This window comes from Niallia circulans (assembly GCF_007273535.1).
In the GTDB taxonomy this organism is placed as follows: domain Bacteria; phylum Bacillota; class Bacilli; order Bacillales; family Cytobacillaceae; genus Niallia; species Niallia circulans_B.
On record NZ_RIBP01000004.1, the window covers coordinates 3,597,498 to 3,615,782 of the forward strand.

The 18,285-nt window shown below is 39.7% G+C and carries 15 protein-coding genes; all 15 read right to left on the reverse strand.

Annotated elements, in window-relative coordinates:
* Positions 1-38 precede the first annotated feature (38 nt).
* Complete coding sequence (gene spoIIGA, locus CEQ21_RS25910; protein WP_185767023.1) at positions 39-983, reverse strand: sigma-E processing peptidase SpoIIGA; 945 nt, start codon at positions 981-983, stop codon at positions 39-41.
* Between the two features lie 312 nt (positions 984-1,295).
* Positions 1,296-2,447: a cell division protein FtsZ gene (ftsZ, locus tag CEQ21_RS25915; RefSeq protein WP_185767024.1), complete on the reverse strand. Its 1,152-nt coding sequence runs from the start codon at positions 2,445-2,447 to the stop codon at positions 1,296-1,298.
* 107 nt (positions 2,448-2,554) lie between these two features.
* The gene (gene ftsA, locus CEQ21_RS25920) at positions 2,555-3,844 is read right to left on the reverse strand and encodes a cell division protein FtsA (RefSeq protein ID WP_185767025.1); all 1,290 of its coding nucleotides are present in this window, start codon (positions 3,842-3,844) and stop codon (positions 2,555-2,557) included.
* A gap of 143 nt (positions 3,845-3,987) precedes the next feature.
* A complete protein-coding gene (locus CEQ21_RS25925) occupies positions 3,988-4,356 on the reverse strand; it encodes a small basic family protein (protein ID WP_127736638.1) in 369 nt (122 codons plus the stop codon).
* Positions 4,356-5,084: a DUF881 domain-containing protein gene (locus CEQ21_RS25930; RefSeq protein ID WP_235907335.1), complete on the reverse strand. Its 729-nt coding sequence runs from the start codon at positions 5,082-5,084 to the stop codon at positions 4,356-4,358. The genes CEQ21_RS25925 and CEQ21_RS25930 overlap by 1 nt, the downstream gene beginning before the upstream one ends.
* Before the next feature lie 53 nt (positions 5,085-5,137).
* Positions 5,138-5,839 carry a DUF881 domain-containing protein gene (locus CEQ21_RS25935; RefSeq protein ID WP_185767026.1) on the reverse strand — a complete coding sequence of 234 codons (702 nt, stop codon included), beginning with the start codon at positions 5,837-5,839 and terminating at the stop codon, positions 5,138-5,140.
* Positions 5,829-6,602 carry a cell division protein FtsQ/DivIB gene (locus CEQ21_RS25940; RefSeq protein WP_185767027.1) on the reverse strand — a complete coding sequence of 258 codons (774 nt, stop codon included), beginning with the start codon at positions 6,600-6,602 and terminating at the stop codon, positions 5,829-5,831. Before CEQ21_RS25940 ends, CEQ21_RS25935 begins: the two co-directional genes overlap by 11 nt.
* A gap of 230 nt (positions 6,603-6,832) precedes the next feature.
* Positions 6,833-7,927, reverse strand: coding sequence for an undecaprenyldiphospho-muramoylpentapeptide beta-N-acetylglucosaminyltransferase (murG, locus tag CEQ21_RS25945; protein ID WP_185767028.1), 1,095 nt, complete (start codon positions 7,925-7,927; stop codon positions 6,833-6,835).
* Positions 7,928-8,382: 455 nt separating this feature from the next.
* Positions 8,383-9,483, reverse strand: a complete 1,101-nt coding sequence (gene spoVE, locus CEQ21_RS25950; protein ID WP_185767428.1) for a stage V sporulation protein E — start codon at positions 9,481-9,483, stop codon at positions 8,383-8,385.
* Positions 9,484-9,623: 140 nt separating this feature from the next.
* On the reverse strand, positions 9,624-10,976 hold the full coding sequence (gene murD, locus CEQ21_RS25955) for a UDP-N-acetylmuramoyl-L-alanine--D-glutamate ligase (RefSeq protein WP_185767029.1): 1,353 nt from the start codon (positions 10,974-10,976) through the stop codon (positions 9,624-9,626).
* Between the two features lie 3 nt (positions 10,977-10,979).
* On the reverse strand, positions 10,980-11,954 hold the full coding sequence (gene mraY / locus CEQ21_RS25960) for a phospho-N-acetylmuramoyl-pentapeptide-transferase (protein ID WP_185767030.1): 975 nt from the start codon (positions 11,952-11,954) through the stop codon (positions 10,980-10,982).
* Entirely contained in the window at positions 11,951-12,382 is a 432-nt protein-coding gene (locus CEQ21_RS25965) for a hypothetical protein (RefSeq protein WP_185767031.1), read from the reverse strand. Before CEQ21_RS25965 ends, mraY begins: the two co-directional genes overlap by 4 nt.
* The gene (locus CEQ21_RS25970) at positions 12,379-13,851 is read right to left on the reverse strand and encodes a UDP-N-acetylmuramoyl-L-alanyl-D-glutamate--2,6-diaminopimelate ligase (protein ID WP_185767032.1); all 1,473 of its coding nucleotides are present in this window, start codon (positions 13,849-13,851) and stop codon (positions 12,379-12,381) included. Before CEQ21_RS25970 ends, CEQ21_RS25965 begins: the two co-directional genes overlap by 4 nt.
* A gap of 217 nt (positions 13,852-14,068) precedes the next feature.
* On the reverse strand, positions 14,069-15,982 hold the full coding sequence (locus CEQ21_RS25975) for a stage V sporulation protein D (RefSeq protein WP_185767033.1): 1,914 nt from the start codon (positions 15,980-15,982) through the stop codon (positions 14,069-14,071).
* 142 nt (positions 15,983-16,124) lie between these two features.
* Complete coding sequence (locus CEQ21_RS25980; RefSeq protein WP_185767034.1) at positions 16,125-18,284, reverse strand: penicillin-binding protein; 2,160 nt, start codon at positions 18,282-18,284, stop codon at positions 16,125-16,127.
* Between the last annotated feature and the right edge of the window lies 1 nt (position 18,285).

The following is an 18,285-nucleotide window of genomic DNA, read 5'->3' on the forward strand; positions in this document are numbered from 1 at the left end:
TCCTCCTTCTAAATGATGTGTCGATAGAGTATAGTATATTAACTGACCATTCCACGTTTGACTTCATTGATTTTGTTGCCTGTCAGCATCTTTGGGTGAACAATGCAAGAAAATGCGTCATCTGATGACAGCTGCTGTCTCGTAAATGAAATTAGCCCTTTTTCCACTAAGAAGCTTCCTTCTTTATTTTCAATGATAAGCTCTTCAGGCTTGATGGCAATCATAAGCTGGTGCTCCTTCCCCATAACTTTATATGGGATAATCCGCATTCTATATTGCCAATCATCATTAAGCTGTACCTTTCCATGAATAATGGAATCAGAATCATCGACAATTTCAATAAGCTCTTTCGGGATATCTGTTGCTTTCATCGCATTAATGGAGACAAACATGACAGGTACCCGCGAAATCGGATCGTACACCTGGTTGCCACTGTCAACAAGCCCTTTTAATGAGAACTCTGTTCCTGCAATTTGAAACTTCACCTGAACAATTTCATCATATTTAATTTTCGTAATTTCCATGCTTTCCACATTCTTTTTAGAAAAATGCCATGCTGCAGGAAAACCAAGCAAAACAAACAGCCAACTGATAGGATCACCAAAGCCTTTAACACTTGCAAGTAGAACAGAAGTAGATAATTGAAAATCAAATTGAATAAAATAATGTGAGCCGATTAAAACTCCGCCAATAAGAAATGTGACAAAATAAAATGTCATTAATCCACTGAGATAATAGCGAAGTCTTTTATAACCAAAAACAGTCAAAACCATAACGCAAGAGAACAATAGCTTAGAGATTGGATGACTTGTATAGATATGATATGGAGTGACAGCCAAGAGGATGATAATTGATCCAATCAGACCGCCGCACAGCACTCTCCACAGCTTTATATCTCTCTTTAGGATGATGGCTGTCAAATAGAGCAGCAAGCTGTCAAACAGGAAATTCAGCAGCCATATTACATCTAAATAAATGGCCAAACATGTAAGCCTCCTTCCTAAAGTTTTATGGCAAAATTTTAGCTTGCTCATCTAACTCTATTAATCTGTTACGAAAAAGTATAACCTACCACATCAGGAAAGTGTGTCACTTCCTGTAATCAAAAAAACAGAAATTTTCCCTATTATCAACAGATTTTGTCACTATTTCTTGCCTTATGCGATGTGTCGTTCTAGCAGTGAAATTGTCAGTTTTTTTCGAGGGGAATGAGAGATGCATAAGAAAGGTTTTAGAGGTAATTTTATTTCCCAGGCTATTAAAAGCAAAAAAAAGCGGGAAATATCCCGCTTTTTTTATCTTCTGCGATTTCGGTTACGCAAAAATGTTGGTATATCTAGTGTATCTTCACCTGATTGAATATTGTTATTGCGAACAGGCTCTTTCACATTGTTGTTTGGAGACTCCTCGCGCTTCACTTCACGTGAACTTCCAGGGCTGCTTGACGGCTTCATATTGTTTAAAGAAGGTCTTGCAGAAGATACCGGCATTGTATCTTGATTGAAACCAGTCGCAATTACTGTTACGACAATTTCATCTTTTAAATTTTCGTTAATAACTGAACCGAAGATCATGTTAACGTCTTGGTCAGATGCAGAAGCGACAATATCTGCTGCTTCCTGTACCTCGTAAAGACTTAGGTTGGAACCGCCAGTAATATTCATCAGCACACCTTGAGCTCCATCAATAGATGTCTCAAGCAATGGAGAAGATATTGCTTTTTTCGCTGCTTCAGCAGCACGATTTTCACCTGACGCTACACCGATACCCATCAATGCAGAACCTTTGTTGACCATGATTGTTTTCACATCGGCAAAGTCAAGGTTGATTAATCCAGGTGTAGCGATAAGGTCAGAAATACCTTGGACACCTTGTCTTAATACGTTATCTGCTTCCCTGAATGCTTCAAGCATCGGAGTGCTCTTATCAACTATCTCAAGCAGACGGTCATTCGGAATAACAATTAATGTGTCTACAGCTTCTTTAAGAGCAGAGATTCCGCTTGCTGCATGTGTAGAACGTTTGCGCCCTTCAAATGTGAATGGTCTTGTGACAACACCGACAGTCAATGCACCAATATCTTTTGCGATTTGCGCAATAACAGGAGCTGCACCAGTTCCTGTTCCACCGCCCATACCTGCGGTAACAAATACCATATCTGCTCCTTTAAGAGCTTCTTCAATTTGTTCTTTACTTTCCTCTGCTGCTTTTTTACCCACATCTGGGTTAGCACCGGCACCTAAACCTCTAGTTAATTTGCCGCCGATTTGCATTTTTATTTCTGCTTTTGACAAGTTAAGTGCCTGAGCGTCTGTATTTACCGCAATAAACTCGACTCCTTGAACACCATGCTCAATCATTCGATTGACAGCGTTGTTTCCGCCGCCCCCGACTCCAATTACCTTTATTACAGCTAATGAATCTATATTTGTATCAAATTCTAACATGACAAATCCTCCTAATTCGTCGATATTCAGCAGTATCGAACTGTCCGCGTCTCAATCTTGGTGATATGGAGTAAACATACCATTTTAATTGTTATAATGTTTTTAACTTAATCGAAAAAGTATCCCATAAATTTCTTTAGTTTTGATGGCCCTTTTTCGACAGGCTGCTTTTCATATGATGCTTTTTGCGGAGCCTGTTTTGGCGCTCTTTTTTCCTTTGGTTCACCAACCGCAACTGGCTCTGCCTGATGGATATTTCCACCTTGCAGCTTATTGTTCTTGTAGGAGAACTTAATTAAACCAACGGCAGTCGTGTATTGAGCTTCCCTAACACCAATATAATCAGGTATTGCAATTCGAACCCGATTTTGGAAAACCTCTTGTGCGAGCTCAAGAATACCTTTTGTGCCAGCCACACCTCCGGAAAGGACAAAACCGCCTGGAAGATCATATACTCCTAATCTTTCAAGCTCGTCCATCACTAAGTCAAACATTTCTTCCAATCTTGCCTCAATGATGTCGGCAAGTTCCAATTGGTTGAACTGCTGGTGCTGGTCGCTCCCGATGATTGGTACACTGAAGACCTCTTCCTCTGATGCATGGTTGTAATAAGCATAGCCGTATTTAACCTTTATTTTCTCCGCATCTTCGGTTGTTGTACGCAAGCCAATGGAAAGATCCTTTGTAATATGATCTCCGCCAATTGGCAAGACGCTTGTTTTTTTCAAGAAGCCATTTTCAAAAACGGCAATCGTCGTAGAACCGCCTCCAATATCAAGCAATGCTACTCCGAGATTTTTTTCATCTTTAGACAGCGCGAAGGAACCAGCGGCAAGAGGCTGTAATGTAATGTCAACAATCTCCAAACCTGCTTTTTCCACACAGCGAAGCGTGTTATGTAGTATCGTCTTGCTGCCTGTAATAATGATTCCTTCCATTTCTAGGCGAACGCCTATCATCCCGCGAGGATCTGTAATTTCATCAAGACCATCCACAATAAATTGCTTAGGAATTATATCGATTATTTCTTTCTCTGGCGGAATGGAAACAACTTGCGCTGCATCCTTTACTCTCAATACATCTTCTATTGTGATTTCACGATTTTCACTTGAAACTGCCACTACTCCATGTGAAGGCTGCAAGCTTACATGATTTCCCGAAACGCCAACAATCACTTGTTTAATTTCTACACCAATCATTCTTTCCGCTTGTTCAATAGCTCTTCGTATGGAATGAACGGTTTCATCTATATCAACAATAGAACCCTTCCTCAACCCTTCAGAAGGTACGATGCCTACTCCAATAATGTTTAAGGACTCATTAATCATTTCGCCAATGATTACTTTCACGCTGGATGTACCGATGTCAAGACTTACATAAAATTCATTGCTGTTCATTCTCGGGCACCTCCTTTTTGCTTTTTAAAAATAAGTGAACAACAGCTATTCTCTTTTAAGCGAATGTTAAGCTTTAATGAATAAAATATCCCTATTAATATATTATTATTAAATAATTCGCCAAAACTAATATATTCCCTTTTTTATGAATGATTTTTTTCAGTTTTTTCTCTTTTATTTTCCCACTTTGTCAAGATGATTCTCCTAATGACTGCGATATTTTGAAACAGCCTTACACCGAAGGCAAATATGGCAGCTAAATATAAGTCTACACCAAGATGAACACCGAGAAAAGCTAAACTTGCTGCAAGGAGAATATTAAAGAAAAAACCTGATACGAATACCTTTTCATCATATATATTTTGCAGGTGGGCCCTGATGCCGCCAAACAAGGTATCAAGTGCTGCAAGCACAGCTATTGATAGATAATTGGCATATTCATCAGGTACCGTTATATCTGTCAGTAGGCCAAGTGAAATGCCGACAATAAGGCCAAATATAGGCAGCCACATCAAGAACCGCCTCCTTCTTCATTTCCAGCAGGCTTTATATATCGAATCCTTAAATTGCCCTCATATGCAGGAATCGTTATTTTTTGCTGTGTTTTTTTTACATCAAGCAATAAGTCTTCAATGAAGAAATCGTCAGCAGACCTAGATACCTTCATGCGATTATAAAGCTGCTCGGCACTGTTTTTGTCTGCTGCTATCACTTTTATTGTCAATGGCAGCCCGTCAACTGGATAGCCATCCATCTTAATCTCCCCATTGATGTCCCTGATGACAGATGTATTTATATATCGATGTTCGGCAATAGAGATTTCCTTTGCACCATACTGGTTCAAATCATTAATCAGCCTTTTAAGCAAATCTGCCGAGATGGAGCCCTGCTCTTCTCCCATAAGCAAATCCGGGCTGACGGACTGAACATTTATGATTATCCCGTAACCGTTTTTTTCTGTCAGGCCTATTTCGTCTTTAAGCTCGTCGATTGTGTCTTGTAGTAGCTCTTCTTTTGTCTGTGAGCTGTCGTTTTTATACTCGTCCACTTTTTGGTTTGCTGTACGAATTTCACTCAACAGCTTAAGCTCCGTTTCCTTTTCCTTAAGAAGCGCTTGTTTCAGTTCCCAAGTATCCCTTGTGTCCCGAACCTTCGGCTTCTTAACTGTCTGAAATTGAACGGCAAGCATAAAACCAATAACTAGTGTAATGATTGTCATAGTGAAAAGTTTTTTATTCACGCCTTCACCATACTTCCATGCAAAATAATCGGCATTTAAACCTTACTTTTCACTTAATTTGTTCTGAGCGCATCCATTTTAATAGTATCCTTTTTTTCTAGTGTAAACTTAATGTTTTCATTTACCAGCGTGTCCTTCACGCCACCTTTAATATTGAGTGCACCTTCCATAACCTCGCTGTCGCCAATTGCTGTCACAACAAACGGAGCAGGATATTGATTGCCATCAATCTCAATGACAGGACCATTGCAAAGAATATAAGAATCATGAGACAGACGCTGACCATTAATGCTAATTGCTGTAGCACCTGAAACATATAGTTCATTCACCACTTGGAAGATGTGGTGTTCATGTACAAGGTAATTGTTCACATTGTCATCATTCGGATTATAGTTTCCGTCTTCCAATGTCACCTGAACCCCTTTTCCTTGAACAGGCATCTTCCCTAAGTACATGCGGTAATTGTTTGCATCTTCTGCCAGATTGTAATAGGAATCAGCCTTAGTGGATAGTTCTTTTTCATAATCCGATAGTTCTTTTTGCGCTTGCTCTAACTCTTTAAAAAGTTGATTATTTTTTTCTTCCTGATCAATTAGCTCGTTTCGCAATGAGAGATCACGGTCGAACTGGCTGTCACTCAACTTATTTTTGTCCTTGTCTGCTTGTGCCACCTGAAAGGCAAAGGCAACAATGAACCCTAATACAAGGAAAACAAACGAAAAGATTACATGACTTCCCTTTCGTCTATTCTTCACTTTGTTCTTCTCCTTCTGTTCCGTATTCCTTGAAATAGGAACCTACCTCCAAATCAATAATCCCTCTTTTCTTAGGATCTAATTGACTGACTATTGACGGGTAATGCTCCATTTTTTCAGCAAATGTACTTAAGGAGGCTGCAACCTCAAACCCATCATTCATGAAGATATTAATGTGGTAAGAATCTGTTTTTTTCGGAGTATAGTGAATCTCAGAGATGGCATTATATACACCAGTCGGAAGTTTTTTCAGTTCCTTGACCGTTTTCTCCAATGCTTTATCATTGTCGAAATCCATAATGAGCGGTGCATCATATGGTGTTGATTCTGAGCTTCTTCCCTCTAGCTTTGCTCCGCTTTCAATAATTGGAATGTATTTACTGCCGCTTACCATATAAGCGATCCGTTTGTACTCTTCCACTTTAATATTTACGATGTTGGGAAGTTTTATCGAAACAGAGGACGTTTTAATCTCAGGCAAGGCATTAAGCTTCTCTTCAATCTTGTCCTTTTTTATTGTCCAAATGTTCGTTGAAGAATTTATACCGCTGATTTTCTCTATTTCATCTTCCTTATACAATATGTTTCCTGTCACGACCGTTTGTTTCACATTGCTTAGTGGTGACTGAAAGTAAATAATGCATCCAATGAGGAGAAAAAAGAGCATGAGCAGAAATATGAGGCGTTTGTTTGCTTTCTTCCTTCGCTGCTGTTTTAATTTAGGAATTCTATCTTCAATGGAAACAATCTTTCCTTTTTCCAAGTAACCACCTCTAATATGAGAATGTCAGCAGAAAATTTCGCCGCCATCTCATAATTACTTATTATATATCGGATTTAACCAGTTTTTTTTCAAGCAAAAAGCAGTATGTTTGAATCATTTTTATTAAACAAAACATAATGTCAAGCTTTTCTGGTTTCATCCATTTGATTATAGCATCCACCAAAAAACTTGAGGAAGAACTGGGGAGAAAGAAACACTCCCACCCAGCGTTATTTTTTCACTACATCCTGCATCACTTTAAACAGTCTCATTGCTGCATCTGGAATACCCAGCTCAAGAGAGGCGTTTTTCATGCTTTGCAGCTTTTCTGGCTGCAGCATTATTTCGTCTATCTCTGACACAAGATTTTCACCATTTAATTCACGCTCTAACAGCAGCTTCGCTGCACCATTGTTAGTAAGTGAATGGGCGTTTTTCTCCTGATGATTATTTGTCACATAAGGACTCGGAATCAAAATGCTTGGAATTCCCAGAGATGTTAGCTCAGCCAATGTTGTTGCACCTGCTCTTGCTACAGTTAAATCTATTCCTGCAAGAACCTCAGGCATATTGTGAACAAATGGCTTTATGATAACATTTTCAGGATTCCCAACCTTCTCCACTTCCTTCCTCACTGCTTCATAATGCACCTCACCAGTGACGTAAAGAACTTGATATGATTTTTTTCCGAATTCAGGAAGCGCAGAAATAACTGCATCATTAATAGGTCTAGCTCCCCTGCTGCCTCCGAAAATCAATACTGCCTGATCCTTTAGCTTCAGTCCTGCAGACAGTTTTCCTTTAATCGCATCCTGATTTAGTACTTCAGACGCACGAGGATTCCCTGTTAAAACTACTTTCTCCTTTGGGAAGAACTGCTCTGCTTCGGCAAAGCATGTTGCTACTTTATCCACATATTTACTTAAAAATTTATTAGTTAAACCAGGTACACTGTTTTGTTCATGGATGATTGTTGCTATGCCCATTTTTGCGGCAGCATACACAACAGGTCCACATACATAACCGCCAGTGCCGATTACAACGTCTGCTTTAAATTCCTTTAAGATTTTTTTGCATTTATTAACACCAGAAATGAATCTCCAAACCGTCTTAAGGTTTTCAGGCGAGAGCTTACGTTTAAATCCAGTAATATGTATCGCTTTAAATGGGATATCTTCACGACGCACCAATTTACTTTCTAAGCCTGCTTCAGTTCCTATGTACAAGAATTCAACATCCTTGACTTCCTTTTGTATTTCACGGATTAAGGCAAGTGCTGGATAAATATGTCCTCCTGTACCACCACCGCTAACCACTATTTTCATATTCCCACCTCATAACACGTACTTGTTCTTGTTGAAAAGCGCTTCATACGATTTCAAATCTACTTTATTATAGCTTTATTTATGAAAAACAGAAACTATCTTCTTTGAAAACTTTGGAGGATTTTCTTAAAGCCCAAACTAGATGTTCCCTATTGTACTATATTTTAAACCTGTTCGTACAATTACATAAAATTGAAAACAAAATGTAATACATTTTTGCAGGATACTGCTTAGCCCATTTTCGATTATTTTTCCGTAATTGTTCTTACTTATCAAGCATTTGAATAAGTGGTTGTCTCCTCTCTCCCCTCCCCTCTTGCAAGTCTTACTGAAATAATTGTTATGAAATGATTATAATAATGAATTGTATGAAGATTTTAAATTGATTTTCTCCCTAAAAATAAAAAAAGGAGGGCTTTAAGCCATCCTCTCCTACGTGTTACTTTTCTCTTTTTTTAATATCGTGAATAACGGCTCACATTCAATAGCACCCCGATTGCTACAAGCATCAATGTTAACGAAGATCCACCGTAGCTTAAAAACGGCAATGTTATTCCGGTAACTGGCATTAAGCCTGTCACCACTCCGATATTAATCATAACCTGAATAGCTACCATTGCAATTATTCCAACGGCAAGCAAACTTCCAAACAAATCTTGTGCACCAAGGGCAATCCTGATACCTCTCCAAAGCAGTAAGGAAAATAGCAGGAGAATAAGTGAACCACCGATAAATCCAAGCTCCTCAGAAAGAATCGCAAAGATAAAATCCGTTTGTGGTTCTGGTAAGTAAAAGAACTTCTGCCTGCTTTCTCCCAGTCCTAATCCAAACAAGCCTCCTGGACCGATTGCATATAACGACTGAATGATTTGAAATCCGCTGCCAAGAGGATCTGACCACGGATCAAGGAATGAAGTGATCCGTTTTATCCTGTAAGGCGCCGAAGCAACAAGGCCTACAAAGCCTGCCAGACCAATTAAGCCAAGAAAAACGAAATGGCGAATTCTAGCACCTGCGATAAAGATCATCACAACACTTGTCCCAACCATAACCGTGCCAGTTCCTAAATCTGGCTGAAGCATAATCATACCAAACGCCAAAAATACGATACCTAAAGCAGGCAATAATCCTTTTTTAAAGGAAGTGATTTTTTTCTGGTTCTCTGAAAGAAATTTTGCCAGGAAAGCAATCATCGCCATCTTCATGAATTCTGACGGCTGAATGGAAAACGCACCAACCCCGATCCAGCTTCGCGAACCATTGCGGACATTTCCAATTCCCGGAATCAATACGAAAACCAACAAGACAAAACACACAATAACGATAATCTTAGCCCATGTTCTCCATGTCCAATAATCAATATTCATGATAAAAAACATGGCGATAATACCGACTCCTGCAAAAAGCATCTGTCTTTTCGCAAAAAAGAAGGAATCATCAAATTTGAAATCCGCCCATACAGCACTTGCACTGTACACCATGATAAGTCCTATCGCTAGTAGTGTAAACGTGATGATGATTAGGAATATATCGGGAGTTGTTTTTTTTGTCGGCACCTTTACCACACCTCGAGTTGCAAGTATTTGGGCTTGCTTCAAACCGAGAATAACGGTTGACTGATTTCTCCCCACAAGGAGATTATTAATCCCCTTTAGAATCATCATTTTCAATTGAAACGATGAATGTAAACAAGCCCTTATTTAAGCTTATGCACCGCTTCTATAAAAATGTCTCCTCTGACTTCAAAAGTTTTGTATTGATCCCAGCTTGCACATGCTGGTGACAGAAGGATGACATCGCCCTCCTCAGATAGCTGGAAAGCAGCCGGTACAGCTTTGTCCACATTATCGACACGTTGGATCGTTTTTATTCCTGCTTCGACTCCGATTCTTTCAAGCTTGTCGGCTGTTTGGCCAAATAGAATCATTGCCTTAACATTTTTTAAGGAAGGAATCAGTTCATCAAATTCATTTCCTCTGTCTAAACCTCCAGCAAGAAGGATTGTCGGCACTTCAAACGCTGCAAGAGCATTTTCTGTAGCAAGAATATTCGTTGCTTTGGAGTCGTTATAAAAACGTCTGCCTTCAATTTCATCGATGTATTGCAGTCTGTGCTTCACTCCTTTAAATGTACTTAAAACACGATGAATGCTCTCATTGTCAACTCCTGTCAGCTTTGCAGCAGCAACTGCGGAAAGAATGTTTTCTAGGTTATGCGCACCTGGCAGGACTATATCCTTTACATCCACTACTTTTTCATCATGGAAATAGATTGCCCCTTCTTTTACAAATGCACCAAATTCCAGTGGCTTGGCTGTTGAGAAGGGGATGATAGTCGCTTTGCTTCTGCGTGCAATATTCATAACCTCTTCCTGCTCTACATTTACGATTAAGTAATCAGCTGCATCTTGATTTCTTGTGATATTCCCTTTAGCTGTTGCGTATTCTTCCCTTGTGCCATGGTAATCAAGATGGGCATCATAAATATTTGTGATAATTGCTACTTTTGGTTTGAATTGATCAATACCCATAAGCTGGAAGGAAGAAAGCTCAATAACAATTTGATTGTCCTTTTCAGCCGTTTGAGCAACATCTGAAGCTACTGTGCCGATGTTTCCAGCAATCAATGGCTTTTTGCTTGCTTCTTCAAGCATGTCAAACAAAAGGGTAGTTGTGGTTGTTTTACCATTTGATCCAGTAATAGCTAAGAAAGGAGCTTCGGAAACCTTATATGCAAGTTCTACCTCAGTAATAACTGGGATTCCCTTCTCAACAGCTCTTTCTATCATTGGGTTAAAATATGGGATTCCTGGGTTTTTTACAATTAATTGAAAGCCTTCATCCAAAAGCTCAACAGGATGACTGCCGCAAATAACAGTAATACCTTGTTCTAGCAAGCCTTGTGCCTCTGGGTTTTCGTCAAGAGGCTTGCTGTCATTCACTGTTACAAATGCACCTAATTTGTGCAAAAGCGAAGCGGCGCTAACGCCACTTTTTGCAAGACCTAAAACAAGTATTTTTTTATGATGATATTCTGTGATATGTTTCATTGTTTATAACCACACCTCAATATAAATTCCTAGTGCTGCAAATAGTAAACCTACACTCCAAAATGTTACCACTACTCGCCATTCAGACCAGCCTACCAGCTCATAATGATGGTGCAGCGGGCTCATTCTAAATATTCTTCTTCCTGTTGATTTAAAGGAGATAACTTGAAGAATAACAGATAATGTTTCAATAACAAAAACTCCACCGATAAGAATCAATAATATTTCCATTTTAGTCAATATCGCAATAGCGGCTATTGCTCCTCCTAGTGCTAACGAGCCTGTATCGCCCATAAATACCTTCGCAGGATGGGCGTTAAATACTAGGAAGCCAAGGACTGCACCGACAATCGCAACAGAGAAAATACTGATTTCAAACTGTGACTGACTCCATGCAAGAACAGCAAATGCACCAAAGCTGATTGCGGAAGTTCCAGATACTAATCCGTCTAATCCATCTGTCAGGTTGATCGCATTTGAGAAGCCTACAAGCCAGAACACGATAAATACGACATAAAACCAACCAAGATCGAAGGATTTATCAATCAGCGGGATAGTAATGCTTGTTGAAAAATCATTTTGCATTAACACAAAATAAAAGATGACAGATATGACAATTTGGCCTAAAAGCTTTTGTCTTGATGTCAATCCTAAGTTCCTTTTCATAACGACTTTAATAAAGTCATCCAAGAAGCCTAATAATCCGAAGCCTAACATAACAAAGAGCAGCATATATGTCTTCATTGTCGGCTCTGTGAATTTATAAGTCATTACCAATGTTGTAACAACAACAGATAATAGAATCATCAAACCTCCCATTGTAGGAGTACCTGATTTTTTTTGGTGAGATTTTGGGCCTTCCTCCCTAATGCTTTGTCCGAATTTCAGCCTTCTCAAGAAGGGAATAAAAACGGGAGATATGAGAACCGTAATTAAAAAGCCTAATATGATCGTAAAGAATATTACTTTCTCCATCATGCTCGTTCCCCTCCCTTCTCATCATTTGCTAACAAGTTTTTGATTACAGCTCCATCGAATGTTTCTATAGCTGTTTTATTTGAATCTTTTGCGTAAATAAATTTTGCGTGCTGTTGTCCATTTAAGTTTTGTTCGTATAGTTCAATCATTTTATATAAGCCCTTCTTTATATCATTTGTATAGAATATTGGAAAATGGTTTGGTGTATAGGATGGTATTACTTCATTTTTGTCCCAAATTGCCCCTATTGCACCATTGGCGATTGCTGATAACAAATCACCGGAATCTTTGCCATACACAGGTGCAAACAGTCCTTTCGCCTGCTTTTCATCACTGAAAAATGAAACGGTCAAAAAGCTGATGTCTTCATTTGCATATCCTTTTGCTTCAGGAATTACCTGCAAAATGGTTTTATAGGACAGCGTCATTTTTTCACTCCTAATATAGCCTCTTTTGCAACAAGGCGGTCATCAAAGTCAAAAGTTTGTGCTCCTACTTGCTGATATGTTTCATGCCCTTTTCCAGCGATTAAGATGACGTCTTTAGCATTTGCGTTTTTAACCGCATAATCAATCGCTTCTTTCCTGTCGGCAATCACCTTATATTCCTTGCCGACAACTCCTGCTTCCATATCCTTCAATATTTGCAGCGGATCCTCACTTCTTGGATTGTCACTTGTAAATATCGCATGTTTTGCATATTTACAGGCAATATCAGCCATTAATGGGCGCTTCGTTTTATCCCTGTCCCCGCCGCAGCCGACAATTACATAAATATCGCCTTCAGCGAACTCCTTAATCGTTACAAGCGCATTTTCAAGACTGTCAGGTGTATGTGAATAGTCAACGATAACAGAAAAATCCTGGCCAGCATCCACTGTCTCAAATCTTCCAGATACTCCTTTAACAGATTCAAGTGCTGTAATAGCCGTTACCATTGGTATCCCGCTCACGAATGCTGCAGCAATGCTTGCCAATGCATTATAAACACTGAATTTACCAACCATTTTCAATGCAACAGGAAAACTTCCAGCAGGTGTTATTAATTGAAACGCTGTCCCGGCAGAGGTGATATGTATATCCTTCGCCATAATGTCTGCTTCTTTATCAATCCCATATGTGACGACAATTGCAGCTGTCAGTCTTTCATACTCCTCACTTGCTGCATCATCTTTGTTCAAGACAGCAAATTTCGGATTTTCTTGCGAATAGACATTTCCTAGTCTTGTAAAGAGTAAGCCTTTTGCTCGTCTATACTCATCCATTGTGCCGTGGAAATCAAGATGATCCTGTGACAGATTAGTAAACACGGCAATATCAAAGTCACAGCCAAACACTCTTCCCTCGTATAATGCATGCGAAGAAACCTCCATAACAGCAGTTTCAACCTTTTTCTCTGCCATTTGGTGAAAAATCTTTTGCAGTGTGACTGCTTCTGGCGTCGTGTTTTTCGTCTCTTGAATCTCATTGTCAATCTTTGTATACATTGTCCCAATGATGCCTGTTTTCTTATTAGCCTCTTGCAGGATTGTTTCAATCAAATGACTTGTAGTCGTTTTGCCATTTGTTCCTGTAATACCAATTAAACGAAGCTTTTGTGTAGGATGATCATAGAATGCGTCTGCAAGGATGCTGCTCGCCTTTTTTGTATCCTTCACGATAACAACAGGTATAGACAGGTCTATTGCTAACTCTCTTTCTGCAAGAATAGCTGCGGCACCTGCTTCAAATGCCCTTTGCGCAAAATCATGACCATCTACTGTGAAGCCTTTAATGCAGATAAACAGACTTCCCTGAACCACTTTTCTGTTATCATTTTCAATAGAAGTGATTTCTGCATCTTTTCCATTATATAAAGCATATGGCCCTAAGCTTTTTAATAGTTTTTTTAACTGCATGGTTTTAAATCCTCTTTTCTGTAAATCCATATGTATTCATTTTATTCATAAATACTAATATTATATCAAATGCATAACCATCTTTTGAATTGCATTTTTTCTTAGCGTTTATATTTTACATGATAAAAAGGAATTGCGCCATGGTGTTCCTATTTTTCTGCCATATAACAAAAAATAAAGGCGGCGCAAGTGCCGCCTTTATCAAAAAAAGGTTTGGTCAATTATTATAGTACAAACGGATAGTAGAGCCATCCTTTACTTTTGTTCCTGGTTCAGGAGACTGCTTGATAACAGTATCCCCACTGCCGCTCGGCTCAATTTTCAGATTAAGAAAAACTTCACTAATTTCTTTTTTCGTAAGCCCGACTAAGTCAGGAACTTCAATGAGCGGATTTTCTGGGTATTTGTACTCTTTTTCCAATTGTCCCTTCCGCTCCTTCACTCCTAATGCACGAAGACTGTCACCCATAATGCTGCCGACAATTGGAGCTGCAACAACTCCACCAAACTGCACTGTACCCTTTGGATTATCTACAGCGACATACACGACTAGCTCAGGATCATCAGCAGGAGCGAAACCAATGAATGAAACAATGAAATTATTTTCTAAATATCTTCCGCCAGAGGCTTTTTGGGCTGTCCCTGTCTTACCGCCGACACGATATCCTTCCACAAAGGCTTTACCTCCTGAGCCTTGTGCAACAACACTTTCTAAAGCTTCTCTGATTTTTTTGGAGGTAGCTTCAGAGATTACCTTCCTTTTTGCCACAGGCTCTTTCTTCATTACGACCTCACCTGTGCTTGGATTAATCAGCTCGCTTGCCACATATGGTGTGTATAAGGTGCCGCCATTTATGGCTGCTGATAGTGCTGTCACCTGCTGAATAGGCGTTACAGCAACACCTTGTCCGAATGCTGTTGTGGCAAGCTCGACAGGTCCGACCCTATTTAGATTAAAGAGAATTCCCTTTGACTCCCCTTGAAGATCAATGCCTGTTTTCTCTCCAAAACCGAAATTCTTTATATATTTAAATAATGTGTCTTTGCCAAGCTTTTCTCCCAATGATACAAATCCCGGGTTACAGGAGTTTTGGACGACTTCCAAAAATGTCTGTGCACCATGGCCGCCCCGCTTCCAGCATTTCAGCTTTGTTCCATCAACATCTGCATAACCTGGATCATGGAACGTATCCTTTTGCAAGTCTACTTTCCCTTCCTCGAGTGCAGCTGCTAATGTGATAATCTTAAATGTTGAACCTGGCTCGTACGCGCTCCATATTGGCAGGTTTCTGTTATAAACCTCTGATGAGACATTTTGAAAATCTGCCGGGTCAAAGCCAGGTCTGCTTGACATCCCAAGTATTTCGCCTGTTTTTGGATTCATTGCAATGGCGATAATACTGTCTGGATCATATGTCTGTTCGGCAATATCAAGCTCCCGCTCCATAATAGTCTGCACTTTCGTGTCAATGGTCAGCTTCAGATTATTACCATTTACTGGCGCTTCATAATCATCTGCCATATCATTCATTCTTTGTCCTTTAGCGTCAGAATAATATTGCACAGATCCTTTAGATCCTTTCAGTTCATCATCATATTCTAGTTCCAGGCCAATTAAGCCTTGATTGTCAATCCCAGCAAATCCTAATACATGTGACAGATAGTTTCCATACGGATACGATCTTTTCGAATCCTCGCCAATATAAACACCGTCAATATCAAGTGCTCTTACCTTTTTCGCCTTTTCATGAGAAATTTTTCTGCCTTCAGGCAATCTTACGCTCATTTCCTTTTGAATCAATTCCTTATATATTGTCTGCTTGTCCGCTTCTAGCACTGCTGCAAGCTGCTCTGCTGCTGTTGCAGGGTCCTTAATTTGCCGTGGCACAACGTATACTGTCGGAGCACTAATATTCGTTGCTAACGCTATACCATTCCTGTCGACAATTTCACCTCTTTCAGGTTCGAAGGAAATTTGTCTGCTCCATAGGCTTTTCGCTTTACTCGTCAATTCATCTCCAAGAAAAAACTGTACATAACCTAGCCTCAAGTCAATAATCAGAAAAATAGCAATACCCGCTATTAAAGCAATCGTCAACCGCTTTCGAACGGTCACGTTTGAAACTCGCATGAATTTGGAACCTCCTTTTTCTATGGCTCGTTCCAATATATGCTTGTACACATGCAATTAGAATTAAATCTATTGAGGTTGCTTATCATTTACCGTACATTTACATAAAAAACAGGCCCGCCTTAAACGGACCTGCTTCCTATTATTCTGGTTTTTTCAATGTAATGGTTAATGTGTCATTTTCTTTAACCGTTTTACCCGCTTTAATGCTTTGTTGTGTAACATAACCGTTACCATTCGTTTTCAGCTTCAACGACTGAAGATCTGTCACTTTTAAAATATCACGCATTGACCAGCCCTTCATATCTGGCACTGTCCCATTACCATCTGTCTTAACGACGATTTTTTCACCTTCCAGATAGCTTTCACCTTTAGCAGGGAGTTGATCTACAATCGTATTCCCATCTCCTGTAACAACCAAATCCAGCCCTGACTTCTTGAGCTCCGCTTTCGCCTCAGATGTGCTTAAACCAGTTAAATTAGGAACTTCCACTGTTTTAAGAGAGCTGTCAGCAGTCGGCTGGATCTCCATGTACTGAAGACTGCTTTTCATAACAGATGTGAAGATTTCTGCAACAGGATCAGAGCCTGTTTGTGTTTCCTTCAGCTCTGGCTGCTGTACAGCAACATACATCACAAGCTCTGGGTCATCTTTTGGCGCCATGCCCATAAAGGAGAATACGTAGTTGCTGCTGCCAGTCAAATAACCGCCGCCGCTTTTCGGAATCGAGGCTGTACCTGTTTTTCCAGCAACACTGTACCCATCAATACCGTACTTTTTATAGCCAGTTCCATTCGGACTTGTTATAACAGTTTCCAATATGTCACGAACTTCTTTAGCCGTATCAGCTGAGATCGGTGTGCCGACAACTTCTGTTTTCACTTGTTTTATCACTTTGTTTGTATTTGGATCGACAATCTTGTCGATTACATGTGGTTTGACCATTTTACCATCATTAGCAACTGCAGTCACCGCTTGGATTTGCTGTATAGGCGTAAGTGCCGTTCCTTGACCATAAGCTGTCGTTATTTTTTCGACAGGCCATGTGAAGGCAATCGAGCTGTTTGCTTCATGTGGCAAATCAATGCCTGTTTTTTGATCAAGTCCAAATTTCGTAATGTATTCCCTTAGATTCTCAAAACCAAGCTGTTCTTTCGCTATTTTCGCAAAAGCGACATTAGATGAACGCTGAACACCTTCTAAATAGGTGATAGATCCCCACCCAACCCCATTATGGTCGTGAATTGTTTGCGAATTTTTTGTTACCTTGTAGGAGCCTGAATCATATTCGGCATTAGCATTGAACTTTCCCTCTTCTATCGCAGCTGCCAGTGTGAATATTTTCATCGTGGAGCCTGGTTCATAGGAGGTTTCAATCGCTTCGTTATGCCATGTTGAATTAATTCCCTCCAACGTTTCTGGATCAAAGCTTGGACGTTGACTCATTGCTAAGATCTCACCGGTTTTTGGGTTTGCTACAATGGCAATCATTTTTTTCGGATTATATTTATCCTGCACCTTTGACATCGTATCTTCTAAAAAGGATTGGATTTTCTTATCTAATGTTAAATAAACATCATCACCATTTTGTGCAGGCGTTATATCTTCCTCTGAATCTGGGAGGATATATCCCCAAATATCTCGTTTATAATTAAGTGTACCATCTGTTCCAGTAAGAAGATTATTTAAGGTTTCTTCAATTCCGAGTTTTCCTGTTGCCGTGTATTTCCCTGTTGCTTCATCTTCCTTTTCCTCCACATAGCCAATCACATGTGAAGCGAATGTCCCGTTCGGGTAGAAGCGTTTTTTCCCTTCTACAATCAACACGCCAGGGAGCTTTAAGTCTTCAATCTTTTTCTTCGTTTCATACGAAAGGTTTTTTCCGGCATTTCCAAATTCAACCTGCTTTGCCCCTTCCTTTGTCAGGATTCTATAAATATCTGATTCTTCCAAATCAATATATTTAGCAAGCTCAGCCGCTGTTTTTTCCGGATTATTCACATGCACTGGATGTTTAGGATCATTTTTGCTCAATGAGCTGTCTGTTACTGCTACAAGCTTATAAGATGAAGCATCCTCTGCAATCACGTCTTTATTTCTGTCATAAATCGTTCCTCTTGATGCTTCCAGTACCATGGAGGAGCTGTATTTCTTTTCTGCTTCCTTTGCCAGCACCTCACCAGACACTTTTCCTGTTGATTGGATAACAGCAAACCGAACGAACAAAATAAAAAAGAGCAGACAGAAAAATAAAAACAAGATGGCTGCTCCAAGGTTAATATTCTGCTGCTTTTTTAACATT